The organism is Stenotrophomonas sp. AGC87, assembly GCF_057333975.1.
Map to the genome: position 1 here is coordinate 1 of NZ_JBHFHW010000001.1, position 13,931 is coordinate 13,931.

A 13,931-nucleotide genomic window follows, 5' to 3' on the forward strand; every position below is an offset into this window, starting at 1 on the left:
ACCACCGCCGAGCTGATCGCCGCCCAGCAGAAGCTGGACAAGGAGATCGTGGACCGGGCGCTGGCCGATGCCAATGAGGCTGCGAGCCGCGTTCGCGATATCGCGCTGGTGAACGCCGGCCTGGTGCAGGAGGCGCAGACCCGCGTCACTCAGATCGGCCAGGCCATGGACGCGGTCGCCGCCGAGAGCCAAGCCCGCGCCACGCAGCTGCTCAACGAGAAGACGGAGCGCGAGGCTGCCATCACCGCAGTCAGCGAGACGCAGCAGAACGGTTTCGATTCGCTCTCCCGCGCGCTGTCCGAGGTCGCCGCTGGTAGCGGCACGCAGTTCGACAGCAAGCGGATCTGGGACTTCAACCTGACCGTTGAGAACTGGACGGGCAACGGAGCGCCCGTGCTGGTTGACGGTTGGCTGCGCCCGGCGAATGCCGCGGCGAATCCCTACGTGCAATCGCCGGGCGGGCTGGCGATCGACGGCAGCGCCTACCGCTACGTAAAGATGCGAATCAAGAAGGTGGGCAAGCCCACTTGGGCCGGCGCGCTTCAGTGGATCACCACGACGGACGCAACGTGGAACGCCGCCAAGCGCGTGGCCATGGCCGAGCCGGCATGGGACAGCAACGGCGTCGCCACGATGGACGCGGCTGACGTGCCGTGGTGGCCGGCCACCGTGGCAGCGATCCGCCTGCAGCTCGGTGCCGCGCAGGCGCTGTCCGATTACTACCTGATCGACTGGGTGGCGATCGGTCGGCCGTCGCCCGGCGCCAGTGTGGCGCTGGTGCAGGAACAGGCCCAGGCGCAAACAACGGCGCTTGCCGCCGAGGCCAGCAAGCGTGATGACCTGGCTGTGCAGATGCGCGGCAGCTACACCGGTAGCGATCTCAGCAAGGTGACCCAGGGCTTCATGGCGGACGAGCGAACCGCCCGCGCTACGGCGGACACCGCGCAGCTGCAGCGCATCACCACGATGGAAGCCCGCATGCCAGCCGGCAGCGGCGGCCTCGCCACCAGTGCTTCGGTGACTACGCTGCAAGACGCGATGGTGGCGGCGGACCTGGCCAATGCCCAGGCGACCACAGCGGTCAACAGCAAGCTGGCGGGGCTGCGCACGATCGGGGATAACCTCAACCCCAACAGCAACTTTGCCGAGAATTTCCTCTGGTGGGTGCTGGGCGGCAACACTGGTGGCAACACCATCCTCCGAGATGCCGCCAGCGGCGATGGCGGGCCTGGGGTCACGATCACGCGCGCCACGGCAGCCACTGCGCCCTATATGGATGCAAATGACGGTGCTTTTTTCCCGGTGCGGGCGGGGACAATCTTCCGAGCGCGCGTGCGAGTCAAGTTGCTCTCGGGAAACGGCAATGTGCTGCTGCGCGTCATCTATCGCAACGCCGAGAACACGCAGTTTCAGGCTGATCGGACCATCACCGCTACCGCAGAGTGGACGGACTTCACAGTTGACTACGGCGCGCTGCCCGCCGGGTCTGTCCGGGCCTTGTTCCGTGTTTATGTGCACCCCAGCGTCGGCACCGTCTCCTTCGACACGGTCGAGCTTTACGACGTTACGGACCAAGCTGCCAATCAGCTCAACGCCGCCGGCCTTCAGTCCATCACCACGCGGACCGGCGTCATCGAGGGCACGCTGGTCGCACAGGGCAGCGCGCTGACGCAGGTTCAGGCGGACGTAGCCGGAAAGGCCAGCAACGCGGCCCTGACCTCGCTGGACAGCAAGGTCACCCAGCTTGGCAACACGGTCACCAGCCAAGGCACAGCGCTGACCAACGTCTCAGCGAGCCTGCAGAACATCGGTGGGGACAACCAGCTGCGGAACAGCAGCATGGACGTTCAAACCAACGCGACGACGCCGCAGTACTGGTCGCCCTCATCGTCGTCGTCTGATGCCTCAAGCCGCATCACTCGCAGCCTTGTTGATTCGTCCCTGCCCGGAAGTACGAAGGCTTGGCGATGGGACATTAATGCACTGGGCACTACCGGCTACGCCGAATGCTACTCGTCGGTCTACACGATCGAACCCGGCAAGCCGCTCGCCGTTTCCGCCTATGTTCGTGGCAAGCCCGGTGCCCGATTCTTCTTTCAGCTGGGCGTGAAGGACAGCGCAGGGGCGGCGCTGGGCTGGCCTGGTGGTCCCGCTCTAGCGGCAGGCATGGTTGTGGGAGCGCAGTGGGAACGGAAGGTATTTACGTTTGCCGCATCCCTGATTCCAGCTGGCGCCGCGGGGGCGGCGCTTTACCTCCGCGTGTATGGCGACGGATCCCCTGACCAGTGGATCGAAATTGACAATGTCATGCTGCAACACGGCGAGGTCGCAACGAACTACTCGCCCAGTGGCGCCGAGATTGCGACCAGCGCGGCGGCCTCTGCTGCCGCAGCAAATACGCTGACCGGCAAGGTCACTGCACTGGAGGGCACCACCACCGCTCAGGGCCAAGCGATCACCACGGTGAACGCCCAGCTCGCAGCAACGCAGGCCGCCGGTCCGAACATCATCATCGACGCAGGCTTCGAGAGCTACGCATCAGAGCAGATCATTTCTGCCGTTGGTGGGAACGGGGAGTTCCGAGCGAAGGCCGGCAACGCCGGTAGCTCCACTTTTGAAGGCAGCCGCGTTGGCCTGTTGCGTCGAACAATCACTCCTGCTGCTGGGAACACTGACATCTATTTCGGCCCCAGCATTTCCATCGTAACGGGTCGCACGTACTACATTGAAGCCGTTGTACGAAACAATACCTTCTTCTCCGGCGTCGCTCCGGGGGATGCGGTGTTTCGGTTCGGCATCAGTGTTTTGAATAGCAGTGGCGCGCGCTCGTGGCATGCCGGTGTTGAGAATCGCCGCTTGGATTCGCTGAGTCAGTGGGCGCGCATATCGGCCTATGTGACCGTGACTACGCCCAACACCCGTACCGGTCAGTTGTGGCTGTCGATTCCAGGCACACAGCCTGCTGGTGGGTTGACCGCGCAGAACGTCGGTGTGCTGGTGGACAACGTCATCTGGCAGGACGTGACCGATGCGTATGGCGCCAAGACGACGGCCGAGGCGGCCGCGACGGGGTTGTCAGCGCTGACGACTACCGTCACTCAGCAGGGCGGCCAGATCACTGCCCTCGGGCAACAGGTCAACCAGGTCGGTGCTAGCGTCGCGGGCAAGGCTGACACGCAGGTTGTGCAAACGCTCACGGCCATGGTGAAAGACACCATGACCGGTGGCGGCAACCTCTTGGCCAACTCTCGGTTTCAAGACGGCACGAACGGCTGGGAGCACGGCTGGGTTTCTGAAGGTCGCTGGGATCTACTGGCCAACTTTGTGAACGAAACCTATGCGCCACTGGGCGTGGGCTCGATTGTTTCCCATGGCAACATTGGGACCACGTCCAACATTGCGTATGCCCTTGTGTCGTCTCCCCTGATGGCTGCAGAGGAGGGCAAGCGCTACTGCACATCGGTCTATCTCAATACGCATCGTGCGTCATCGCGCGCGTGGATGGGCTTCTACAGGGAGAACGGCACCCTCATCACTGAGGTAGTGGATGGCACGTTGATCCCCGGCGTGGGCCTCCAGAAGCCAACACTGGCGCAGTTACCGCGATCCAAGGTTTCGTACACGGCACCCGCAGGCACCCGTTACATCAAGGCTGGTTGGCGGACAGAGAAGGCACCAGGGCAGAGCGACCCCTACACCTGGGCATTCATGCCGATGCTTGAGCAAATGCAGGAGGGCCAGACCGGCCCTTCCCCTTGGGGCGCCGGCGGTAGCGAGACGTTTGCGGGCTACAGCATGTATGTGACGGCCGACGGATTGACTGGCGGCATGGTCACAAAGAACGACGGCAAGGTCGTCGACATGAAGATCCTGGCCCACGCCCTCCAGATCCTCAGCCCGAACCAGCCGGAAGGCATCGAGATGCGCGATGGCTACATCCGCGTATGGAAGGGGAACTCGCAGCGGATCATCGGCACCGGCTTTGGCAGCGGTGACCTGATGGACTACTTCGGGCCGAACGTGGGTGCCGGCGCCGCCAACAAGCAGAACGCGACTGTCTGGATGGACGTCAACGGAAATGCCTACTTTGGCGGCACGCTCTCGGCGGGAATCTGGAAGAACGCCAATCGCACCGATAGCACGGCGCCATACCCGTATGTCGAAGTCGGACCGTTCCCTGCACATGGCAAGCAGCGTCTCGTGGTGGCCTCATTCAACACGTCGTCGCCGACGTACACCACCTGGTACGACGGTCGGTCGTGGAACAACGAACCGCCGCCGCCCAGCATCTCTACGACAACGGTCCTGCGGCTGCGGCGCAATGTTGGCGGCGGACTTCAACTGGTGTCGCAGCAGGCGTTCCAGGCTTACTCGGTGCTTGAGGCCAACATCTATCACGATCGCGACGCCGGGATTCCCCAGCTGCCGAACGGTGGGTGGCAGCAGATGTACTTCTTCGCTTGCGACGGTTCCTTCACCGCAACAGAGCCGGGTTCGACCTTCCAGAACTTCGTGTACGAGGCGGCAATTACCGCCCAAGGCATCGGTCAGATCGGCCGGCAGTCAATGTCGGTGGTCAGCACCGAAGAACCATAGGCGGCACTGCCGCCACGTGCACCAATCGCTGACGCGGTGGCCAGCGTTCCCAGCCACCGCACTACCAGGAGAGAACTATGAAGTTTCGTGCAAAGCTGCAGATGGAGATGAAGACGGCAGACCAGCGAGGCGTTGTCACGCTGAGCTTCGTTCCGCTCGATGCGGGTGTGCCGCAGATGACGTTGTCGGTGTCGCCGGCGGCTGCGGCCGGCATGGAGGTCGGTCGGATCTACAGCTTCACCGCGGAGGTCGAGCCCGAGGACGAGGCTGCCTGAAGCCTTAGGCGACCTGGTCCAACAGGGCCGGTTGGTTGTTGCGCGGCGTGTTCACCGCGCGGGTGACGCGATAGGCCTCCATTGCCGGCGGCTCACTGGCCAGCAGCATCGCCATAGCGTCATCTGGCTCAGCTGCCAGCCACTCATCAGCCTGGCCGGCCGTCAGCCACACCGGCATGCGGTCGTGGATGTCGGCCGACACGCCGCTGCTGTCGCCGGTGATCACGGTGAAGGTGCCCAGGTTGTTCGGGTCGAGCAGGGGGCTGGTGTCTTCCCAAAGGCCTGCTGCCAGCAGCGGCCCGGCCGCGTGGATAAACCACGGATCCTTCTTGCCGTCCTCAGCGTTGACCGACCACTCGTAGTACCCGGCCATAGGGATCAGGCATCGGCGCTTCTTGAACGCCGACCTGAAGGCCGGCTTGGTGGCCACCGTCTCGATGCGGGCATTGATCGTGGATCCCTGCAGCTGCTTGGCCTTGGCCCAGAAGGGGAGCAGGCCCCACGCCAGGCGCCTGACCTGCAGGCCGGTGCCGCGATCGAGGATCACGGACGCGCGCTGCGTCGGCGCCAGGTTGTAGCTCTCCGGGATCGACATTAGGTCGCCGACAAGCTGGGGGATGCCAAGCGTGTCAGCAAGTCTGATAGGGTGCTGGACGAATCGGCCCCACATGGTTCCTGCTCCGCTGAGATTGGGAAACGGGAAGCTTCGTACTAGCGATCGCGCACCCGTGTGAGTTCCGCGTGCTCGCTCCTTAAAGCTGTCGCCTGCTCGCGCAGAAAGCTCCCTAGACTCGCTAGATACTGGCCGTGACCCTCCAGTTTTGCCAATTCCTCTTGAACACTATTGACGGGCATCACGCGAACGTAGGCATCACCGTCAGTGTCGCTATCAACTTCGATGCCGTGCTTCAGCTTGTTATGTCTCTTGCTGGTTGAGAGGAATACGAAGATGTCGTCCGACCGCATTCTTCGGCCAGCAAAATGTGAGAACGTATGTCGGATGTCGTGATGTAGGCTCAGTATGTCTGCGGCCTTGGATGCTCCCTCCGCGACGTTCTCTCCGACCTTCCATGCTTTCGCGCATAGCGAGAGGTGCGTGATCGTATCTTTGTCGGAAAGTTGAGCTGCGTCCAAGCCGGTCGCGCCAGATATATCGCGCATAGCCGATATCACCCGCCGCGCCTCAAAGTCAGCTACACAGTACGCCTGGATGAATCTCCCTATCAGCGCATAGTCATCGTGACTCAGGCGCATTGTGTCGGATACAAAATTCTCCATTCGTCTATATTTCGAAGCAAGTATCTGGCTCTCTTCGTTGTCGCTCATGTCCACGCCACCTGTAATTGAGGCCTCGGTAATCTTGCCACCATTCTTCTCGGGCTAGTCACGTGCCTCGGGGCAGTGGCCTCGCAATCTGGGCGACGGCAAGGCGCACTAGGGAGTTCGTGCTCGCCGGATCCGGGACCCGCAGGCAGCTCAGTGCCCGGGTGCTGGGGTGCCTGAGCAGCGTCCCGCCGGCACAGAGGCCCCCAGCTGGAGGGGGGCGTTGTCAGTGTTTAGCGGCAATCGTTGGCGTACGAAATGGCGCCATCGAGGTAGTCGAGAGCCTCCTTTACGTGCGTCATCGCCTCATCCAAGCGGGCATAGTTCACCCATGGCAGCTCCTGAGCATGGAGTTCGCCCTTCAGCGACTCTGGGTAGCGAAAGGCGAAGGATTGCCGATCGTGCTGGTCAAATTCTCTAATGACGCGGTCGGCTTCGGGGAACCTGGTTGCTTCGCCGCCCGGAAGCCTCGCGAGGCTCTCGAACGTTCGATCCCAGCGCTCCAGCAGAATGTGATCGGGTCTCTTGCCTGTGGGTGGCTCCTCACCCAGGTATTCAGCGATCGACCTCTCAGCCGCCTTGAGGGCCAGCTCGATGTAGTGCCTGTACAGGTACAGCGTCGGCATCACCAGAATGTCGAGGCCGTCCCGCCTCCCGTCATTGAGGACGCTGCTCAGGAGCCGGTCGCCTGCTTCCCTGAAGCCGCTGGCGTAGCGCCACCAATGGTTTGGTGTCCAACTTGCGTCCCCTTGCACCGGCCATGTGTAACCGTTCAACCACCACGGACCATCCCCGCTCAACCACGGCGGTGCTCCTTCGCTTTCCTTCGTCATGTCATCCCTCCTTGTTGAATCAAGAGTTGAGTCTGCGAATCATGCCGGCGTTGTGATGGTATTCGCGAAACCACAGGTCCAACGAGTACCAATGCTAGGTTGCGGAAGTCAGACCACTGCCAATCGCTGGATCTAGTAAGACTCGTCTATCCAATGGCTTTTAAAAGCCATCCGCCGTAGCCCCAGAGCACGGTTCCTGCGATCACCATCACACAGCCCCAGATTTCATCAGCTTCAACTGACCTGACTTTCGCGGCCATCGTTTCCTCTGGGGTCTCACTCCCGAACGTCGCGGCCTTCGTTATCGTGTAGTACTTCGCACTGATCGGCAGGGGTGATCCGTCCGGTGCCTGGCGATGGAAGATGGCGCTTTGCTTGATGTTGAGGAGAAAGCCGCTAAGCGTGAATATCGCACCGGAGGAAGCGAAAAGATCCGAACCTTCGAAGCGCAGCTCGAGCGCAAGCGACAGTCCAGAAAAGACGGCGCAGGCTGCGACGGAACGACGCCGGTCGAATGCAATTGCCCGAAACACTTTTCCCACCACGTGCTTGAGATCAATCACCGCTGCTCTCCGATCCGCTTTCGAGTGCAGGCCCGAGAACCAGCGAGCGAGGTATTGGCTGATGTAACGGGTCGCGGTGTAGCGAGCTAGGTGCAAGCTGGGTATAGCGCTTGAGCGACTTCCAGTCCCTGTGCCCTGTGACGATCGCGACCTCAGGGATTTGGTATCCCTGCTCGAACAGCCGGGACGTACCTTCGTGGCGCAGGTCATGGAAGTGGAGGTCCTCTATCTGTAGGCGCACACAGGCTCTACGGAACGACGCGCCAATGCTGTCTGCCTTGTAGGGGAAGATCAGGTCGCCCTTCCGGGCCTGTGCATCAATGAGGGCGGCAGTACGGCCAAGTAGAGGCACCCACTGGTTGTTGCCCTTCTTGTCCTTCGGGTCCTTGCGGTCCCGGATGAGGATCATTGGCTTCTCGCCCGGGCGATAGTCCTCCCAGCGTAGGCTGACGATCTCGCCCATCCGCATGGCCGACTCCACGGCGAATGGGATCAGGTCCCGCATCGGGATGGTCCCGAAATTGAACCGGTAATAGCTGGCGAGGTCGTCCAGCTCCTTTGTTGTGGGACGGCGGTCGCGCTCCAGCGGCTTAGCGATTGCTCCCGCGCGGCGCAGGACAGGCCTAGCCGCTGTCACGACATCGGGGATCGTCATGTTCCAGAGCGAGCGGGCCGCCGACAGCACTTCGGCGAGGAACCCAAGCTCCATAGCCATCGTCGCTGGGCCTGCTGTTCGCGCGCTGATATGGTCCAGAACGTCTTGGCCGGTGAGGCTGGTGACTTCCCGGCCGCCCAGCGACTCCACCCAGCGGCGCAGGTTTCCGCGTTTTGTTGCTGAAATCGGCTTGAACCGGTCCATCTCTTTGACATAGCGGTCGATTACGGCCTCCAGGGTCATGCTTTCCTGCGGAGGGGCCAGGCCGGCGCGCAATGCATCTTCCGTAACGCGAGCCCAATCCTCAGCCGCCTTGCGCCCGTTGAAGGTCTTCGAGGCGGTAGGATGCCCCTTGAGGCGGACCATTGCCCGCCATTTTTTGCCTCGCTTTTCGACTACTGCCATGTCTTGGTGCACCTCCCGCTGCGTGGTGCAGCAGCGGTACATTACACCGGGATCAGGGGTGAAAAACAGGGACTTAGCGGGAGTCCTAGCGCACCAAGGATGCGCCATAAAATGCATAAGCTATTGAAAAGTCAGGAAATACGTCTATCCGTGGCGCCCATGATGGACTGGACGGACCGCCATTGCCGGTACTTCCACCGGTTGCTGGCCCCGGGCGCACGGCTGTATACCGAAATGGTGCACGCCAACGCGGTGATCCACGGCGACCGTGAGCGCCTGCTCGGCTTCGACGACAGCGAGCACCCGCTTGCCCTGCAACTCGGTGGCAGCGATCCGGCCCTGCTGGCCCAGGCCGCCCGCATCGCGCAGGAATGGGGCTACGACGAGGTCAACCTCAACTGCGGCTGCCCGTCCGACCGCGTGCAGGCCGGGCGCTTCGGCGCCTGCCTGATGCGTGAGCCGGCCCTGGTGGCCGAGTGCGTGGGTGCGATGGTCGCCGCGGTGGACATCCCGGTCACGGTCAAGTGCCGCTTGGGCGTGGATGATGACAACGACTACGAAACCTTCGTGAACTTCGTCGATCAATCGGCCAATGCCGGAAGCGCGATGTTCGTGGTGCATGCCCGCAATGCGTGGCTGAAGGGCCTCTCGCCGAAGGAAAACCGCGAAGTGCCGCCGCTGCGTTACGACTGGGCGCACCGTCTCAAGGCCGACCGTCCGCAGCTGCAGATCGTCCTCAACGGCGGCTTGGCCACGGTCGAGGCCGCGCAGGCCCAGTTGCCGGCGCTGGATGGGGTGATGCTGGGTCGTGCGGCCTACCACGACCCCTACGTGCTGCATCAGCTGGAGGCGGCCCAGACCGGTGCCCCGCTGCAGTCGCGCGACGCGCTGCTGCGCGCCATGCAGCCCTACATCGAGGCCCAGCTGGCCCGCGGGCTGGCGCTCAAGCACATCACCCGGCACCTGCTGGGCCTGTTCCATGGCCAGCCGGGCGGCCGTGCCTTCCGCCAGATCCTGAGCGAAGGCTCGCACCGTGTCGGCGCCGACTGGAGCCTGATCGAGCAGGCGCTGGCGGTGACCCGCGCCCAGGCCGAACGCGTCGCCGCGTGAGCCGCGTCACCCTGTCGACTTGACAAGGGCCTCGCTTTGGCCGCCAATGTTCACTTAGATGAACGGCGCGGGGAGGCTACCGGAAAAGTTCAGACCGGATTCACTGGCTAAAACCAAGAATTCGCTAAAGATTCGTAAAGCGCCGGCCCAGGCTGGCGGTTGCCGATTCACAACTTTTGAACGTTTAGCCGCGCTCCGCTAGGATCAGACCGATGTTCTCCGTGACCCGCCACCGCCGCATTGCCGCCTTCGCCCTTCTGGCGACGGGCGCAGCTGCCTCCACCAGTGCGTGGGCGCAGATGCCGCCGCCGGAAGCGGCCCGTGCCGAGATGCTGCGTACGGCCGAACGCGGCGGTCCGCAGGAGCGCTCGCTGTCCGATGCCGTGCGTCGGGTGCAGCGGACTACCGGTGGACACATCCTCGGCGCCGAGCGCGTGCCCTTCGATGGGCGCGACATCAACCGGGTGAAGTACATGGATGATCGCGGTCGCGTCCGCTATATGGACGATCCGGCGACATCGCGTTCACAGCCCCGCACGCCGCGCTCGGATATGTCATCACTACGCGGCGATAACCCCTGAACAGGGATAGTTGTCCGCAGTCATCTGCATTACCCACTGGCCCCATGGGGCCATACCCAGGACACTAGGGAGAGTTCATGCGTATCCTTCTGGTCGAAGACGAAGCCCCGCTGCGGGAAACACTGGCAGCCCGGCTCAAGCGCGAAGGCTTTGCCGTCGATGCTGCGCAGGACGGTGAGGAAGGTCTGTACATGGGCCGCGAAGTTCCGTTCGACGTCGGCATCATCGATCTGGGCCTGCCCAAGATGTCGGGCATGGAGCTGATCAAGGCCCTGCGCGACGAGGGCAAGAAATTCCCGGTGCTCATCCTGACCGCGCGTTCGAGCTGGCAGGACAAGGTCGAGGGCCTCAAGCAGGGCGCCGATGATTACCTCGTCAAGCCGTTCCACGTGGAAGAGCTGCTGGCCCGTGTCAATGCGCTGCTGCGCCGTGCCGCCGGTTGGAGCAAGCCGACGCTGGAGTGCGGCCCGGTCGCGCTGGATCTTGCCGCGCAGACGGTCAGCGTCAACGGCAGCAACGTGGACCTCACCAGCTACGAGTACAAGGTGCTGGAGTACCTGATGATGCATGCCGGTGAACTGGTCTCCAAGGCCGACCTCACCGAACACATCTATCAGCAGGACTTCGACCGCGACTCGAACGTGCTGGAGGTCTTCATCGGCCGCCTGCGCAAGAAGCTCGATGCCGACGGCGAACTCAAGCCGATCGAAACCGTGCGCGGCCGCGGTTACCGTTTCGCCATTCCGCGCAACGAAGGCTGAGCTGCGGCTGGCGATAGACGATGTCCGGCCGTCTGTGGTTCTTTAAACGCTGGCGGCCGCGCTCACTGCAGGCGCGCCAGCTGTTGGCCGCCTCGGTGGGCCTGGTGGCCTTCCTGGCCCTGGCCGGCTACGCGCTGGATGCGGCCTTCGCCGATACCGCGAAGGCCAACCTGCGCGAGCGGCTGAAGAACTACGCCACGGCCTACGCGGCCGGCATCGACTTCACCCGCGACCGCTCGCTGTACATCCGTGAGCAGCCACCGGATCCGCGCTTTGACGTCCCGGGCAGCGGCCTCTATCTGCAGGTCGTGATGCCGGACGGCAAGGGCAACTCCATGTCTGCCGAGGGCCCGATGCTGCCGACGGTAGGCGGCGGCATGCTGGCCCCGCGCCAGGAAGTCTTCGAAGGCCCGTTGCCGATGATCCAGATCGATGGCAGCGAGGGTTCGGCCTATCGCTATGGCATGGGCCTGGTCTGGGATGCCGACGCCGACCCTGCCACCGAATTCCCGTACACGATCTACGTGCTCGAAGACTCGCGCGCGCTCGGCGCACAGCTGCGCGTGTTCCGCGGGCGCGTGTGGTTCTACCTCGGCGGCATCGGCCTGATCCTGCTGCTGCTGCAGACGGTCATTCTGCAGTGGAGCCTGCGCCCGATGCGGCGCGTGATCAACGAACTCACCAAGGTGCAGCGCGGTGAAACCGAGCGCATGAGCGAACGCCATCCGCGCGAGCTGGAGCCGCTGACCGACAGCATCAACGCTTTCATCGAAAGCGAGCGCGAGAACCTCGAACGCCAGCGCAACACCTTGGCCGATCTCGCGCACAGCCTGAAAACGCCGCTCGCGGTGTTGCGTACGCAGCTCGACAGCGGCGCACGCGATGAGGATCTGCGCGAAGAATTCGACGTGCAGCTGCGGCGCATGAACAACCTGGTGTCCTACCAGCTGGCGCGCGCGGCTTCTTCGGGGCACAAGCTGTTCTCCGCCCCACTGCCGATCGAATCCAACGCCGAAGAAATCGTGCGGGGCCTGGAGAAGGTGTACGCCTCCAAGGGCGTGCTGTGCGAATTCGATATCGACCCGGCCGCGCGTTTCCACGGCGAGCCCGGTGATCTGCAGGAGCTGCTCGGCAACCTGCTGGAGAACGCCTTCAAGTGGGCCAAGCGTCGCGTGCTGCTGACCGCGCATCCGTTGCCGGCACCCGGTGCGCGTCGCGCCGGGCTGGTGCTGTCGGTGGATGACGATGGCCCGGGCATCGCACCGGAAGACATCGCCAAGGTGCTGCAGCGTGGCGTGCGTGGCGATGAGCGGGTGCAGGGTCACGGCATCGGCCTGTCGATCGTGCAGGACCTGATCAAGGATTACCGCGGCGAACTGCAGGTGAAGCGTTCGCCGGAGTTGGGTGGTGCACGCTTCGAAGTGAAGCTGCCGCCCGGGCCGTAACGCGTCACCGCATCAGCGGTGACGGGCCATAGAACCGCTGCAGATGCCCGGCGACCGCCGGCATCTCGCGCGCGAGCAGTGCCGGTGCGGAGAAGTGGTACTCGCTGACCACGGCAAAAAACTCCTCCGGCGCTTCGGAGGCATACGGATCGATCAGCGTCTCGCGGCCCTGGTCCACCTCGGCGCAGAACGCGTCATAGGCCTGCTGGAAATCCGCCGCCCATTGTTTCTGCCACGCCCGTGGCAACGGCGGCGTGCCGTCGATCGCCCCGTCCAGCGCATCGATCTTGTGCGCCATCTCATGCACCGCCACACAGAACCCGGCTTCGGGGTCGGCGATGTCGGCCTGGATGTCGGCCCACGACAGAATCAGCGGACCGCTGTCCCAGGATTCGCCGATCAACGCATCGTCCCATTCGTGCAGCACGCCGGCCGCATCCACCTGGCTTCGGTGCACGCGGAACGCCTCGGGATACACGATCAGCTGCGACCAGCCACGCAGGCCGATCTCGCCGATTTCCAGCAGTGGCAGGCAGCACAACGCGGCCAGCAACACGCCATCGGCGTCCGCCAGCTGCAGTTCGGCAGCGGGGCTGATGGTTTTCTCGTGCAGGAAGCGGGCAGCGAGCGCGCGCAGGCGTTCGCGGCGGGCAGGGTCCAGCTGCTGCAGCCAGGCGGCGCGGCGGCAGGTGGTGTCCCACAGGGTAGCGTCGATCTCGCGTGGCGTGCGGCGCAGCCAGCCCAGCAGTCGTTCGATCAGCGGAACATACCCGGCAGGAAGCTGTGCCACTTCGGTGCGCGCAGGCGCGGCAGCACGTCGTCATCGCCACCACCGCCGGTGCTGGTACCGCTGCTGGCGCTGGGTTTGACCGTGGCCGGTGCCGCAGCCGCCGAAGCGGATGCCGGTGCGCTGCGCTCGTTCTCGTTGGCCGAATAGACACACGCGCCGCGGCCCGCCGTGGTGAGCGCATCGGAAGCATGCGCGGCCAGCGGGGCCATCAGGAGGAGCAGGCAATGGGCGAACGGGCGCATCGTCAACATCCAGCGGCGGGTCAAGTTCCCGATTCTAGCCCGATTCGGCCGGGGGACTGGAAGGCCCCCGGGCGGGCGCTGGCGGCGGCTTTCCCGCATACTTTTCCCGTTTACCCGATGGAAGCTGCCGTGGACGACCGCCAACTGCTGGCCAAACTGGGCGCCGGGCGCCTGTCCGGCGACGCGCTGGCGCGCGAGCTGGGCCAGACCCGTGCCGCGATTTGGAAGCGGATTCAAGGACTTAGGGCGGCTGGCGTCGAAATCGACGGCCGCGCCGGTGACGGCTACCAGTTGCAGCAGCCGCTGGATCTACTCGACGCCGAGGCCATCCTGGCCGCGTTGCCGGCCGCGG

The 13,931-nt window shown here is 63.8% G+C and carries 14 protein-coding genes; 7 read left to right on the forward strand and 7 right to left on the reverse strand.

Annotated features, from left to right (window positions below):
* Positions 1-48: 48 nt before the first annotated feature.
* Positions 49-4,596 (forward strand): hypothetical protein, encoded by a 4,548-nt coding sequence (locus tag ACE026_RS00005; protein WP_486036868.1) that lies wholly within the window; start codon positions 49-51, stop codon positions 4,594-4,596.
* A 77-nt stretch (positions 4,597-4,673) separates the two neighbouring features.
* Positions 4,674-4,871: a hypothetical protein gene (locus ACE026_RS00010; protein ID WP_319624102.1), complete on the forward strand. Its 198-nt coding sequence runs from the start codon at positions 4,674-4,676 to the stop codon at positions 4,869-4,871.
* 4 nt (positions 4,872-4,875) lie between these two features.
* Here ACE026_RS00010 and ACE026_RS00015 read toward each other — a convergent pair whose 3' ends face one another.
* From ACE026_RS00015 to ACE026_RS00035, 5 genes are all read right to left on the reverse strand, one after another.
* Positions 4,876-5,541, reverse strand: coding sequence for an SOS response-associated peptidase (locus ACE026_RS00015; protein ID WP_486036871.1), 666 nt, complete (start codon positions 5,539-5,541; stop codon positions 4,876-4,878).
* Between the two features lie 41 nt (positions 5,542-5,582).
* Complete coding sequence (locus ACE026_RS00020) at positions 5,583-6,197, reverse strand: hypothetical protein (protein WP_486036873.1); 615 nt, start codon at positions 6,195-6,197, stop codon at positions 5,583-5,585.
* Positions 6,198-6,427: 230 nt separating this feature from the next.
* Complete coding sequence (locus tag ACE026_RS00025; RefSeq protein WP_486036875.1) at positions 6,428-7,027, reverse strand: hypothetical protein; 600 nt, start codon at positions 7,025-7,027, stop codon at positions 6,428-6,430.
* Between the two features lie 146 nt (positions 7,028-7,173).
* Positions 7,174-7,590 carry a hypothetical protein gene (locus ACE026_RS00030; RefSeq protein WP_486036877.1) on the reverse strand — a complete coding sequence of 139 codons (417 nt, stop codon included), beginning with the start codon at positions 7,588-7,590 and terminating at the stop codon, positions 7,174-7,176.
* A complete protein-coding gene (locus tag ACE026_RS00035; RefSeq protein ID WP_486036879.1) occupies positions 7,583-8,650 on the reverse strand; it encodes a site-specific integrase in 1,068 nt (355 codons plus the stop codon). Before ACE026_RS00035 ends, ACE026_RS00030 begins: the two co-directional genes overlap by 8 nt.
* 99 nt (positions 8,651-8,749) lie before the next feature.
* On the opposite strand from ACE026_RS00035, the gene dusA reads away from it, so the two are divergent.
* The 4 genes from dusA to ACE026_RS00055 all read left to right on the forward strand — a co-directional run bounded on the left by dusA (position 8,750) and on the right by ACE026_RS00055 (position 12,547).
* Positions 8,750-9,760: a tRNA dihydrouridine(20/20a) synthase DusA gene (dusA, locus tag ACE026_RS00040; RefSeq protein WP_486036881.1), complete on the forward strand. Its 1,011-nt coding sequence runs from the start codon at positions 8,750-8,752 to the stop codon at positions 9,758-9,760.
* Between the two features lie 212 nt (positions 9,761-9,972).
* Positions 9,973-10,341: a hypothetical protein gene (locus ACE026_RS00045; RefSeq protein WP_123731132.1), complete on the forward strand. Its 369-nt coding sequence runs from the start codon at positions 9,973-9,975 to the stop codon at positions 10,339-10,341.
* A gap of 77 nt (positions 10,342-10,418) precedes the next feature.
* Positions 10,419-11,102 (forward strand): response regulator transcription factor, encoded by a 684-nt coding sequence (locus ACE026_RS00050; protein ID WP_019185514.1) that lies wholly within the window; start codon positions 10,419-10,421, stop codon positions 11,100-11,102.
* A 20-nt stretch (positions 11,103-11,122) separates the two neighbouring features.
* A complete protein-coding gene (locus ACE026_RS00055) occupies positions 11,123-12,547 on the forward strand; it encodes an ATP-binding protein (RefSeq protein ID WP_070474511.1) in 1,425 nt (474 codons plus the stop codon).
* A gap of 4 nt (positions 12,548-12,551) precedes the next feature.
* On the opposite strand, the gene ACE026_RS00060 is transcribed toward ACE026_RS00055, so the two are convergent.
* Complete coding sequence (locus tag ACE026_RS00060) at positions 12,552-13,337, reverse strand: M90 family metallopeptidase (RefSeq protein WP_486036884.1); 786 nt, start codon at positions 13,335-13,337, stop codon at positions 12,552-12,554.
* Entirely contained in the window at positions 13,304-13,579 is a 276-nt protein-coding gene (locus ACE026_RS00065) for a hypothetical protein (protein WP_259260506.1), read from the reverse strand. Before ACE026_RS00065 ends, ACE026_RS00060 begins: the two co-directional genes overlap by 34 nt.
* Positions 13,580-13,696: 117 nt before the next feature.
* On the opposite strand from ACE026_RS00065, the gene ACE026_RS00070 reads away from it, so the two are divergent.
* The coding region (locus ACE026_RS00070) for an HTH domain-containing protein (protein WP_486036886.1) at positions 13,697-13,931 on the forward strand (235 nt) is incomplete at its 3' end.

What these genes read in the sequence shown, in the direction of transcription:
- ACE026_RS00010 (WP_319624102.1), top strand. Translation starts at nt 4,674, where the DNA reads ATGAAGTTTCGTGCAAAGCTGCAGATGGAGATGAAGACGGCAGACCAG.
- ACE026_RS00035 (WP_486036879.1), bottom strand. Translation starts at nt 8,650, where the DNA reads ATGGCAGTAGTCGAAAAGCGAGGCAAAAAATGGCGGGCAATGGTCCGC.
- ACE026_RS00020 (WP_486036873.1), bottom strand. Translation starts at nt 6,197, where the DNA reads ATGAGCGACAACGAAGAGAGCCAGATACTTGCTTCGAAATATAGACGA.
- ACE026_RS00055 (WP_070474511.1), top strand. Translation starts at nt 11,123, where the DNA reads ATGTCCGGCCGTCTGTGGTTCTTTAAACGCTGGCGGCCGCGCTCACTG.
- ACE026_RS00015 (WP_486036871.1), bottom strand. Translation starts at nt 5,541, where the DNA reads ATGTGGGGCCGATTCGTCCAGCACCCTATCAGACTTGCTGACACGCTT.
- ACE026_RS00050 (WP_019185514.1), top strand. Translation starts at nt 10,419, where the DNA reads ATGCGTATCCTTCTGGTCGAAGACGAAGCCCCGCTGCGGGAAACACTG.
- ACE026_RS00065 (WP_259260506.1), bottom strand. Translation starts at nt 13,579, where the DNA reads ATGCGCCCGTTCGCCCATTGCCTGCTCCTCCTGATGGCCCCGCTGGCC.
- ACE026_RS00045 (WP_123731132.1), top strand. Translation starts at nt 9,973, where the DNA reads ATGTTCTCCGTGACCCGCCACCGCCGCATTGCCGCCTTCGCCCTTCTG.
- ACE026_RS00025 (WP_486036875.1), bottom strand. Translation starts at nt 7,027, where the DNA reads ATGACGAAGGAAAGCGAAGGAGCACCGCCGTGGTTGAGCGGGGATGGT.
- dusA (WP_486036881.1), top strand. Translation starts at nt 8,750, where the DNA reads ATGCGCCATAAAATGCATAAGCTATTGAAAAGTCAGGAAATACGTCTA.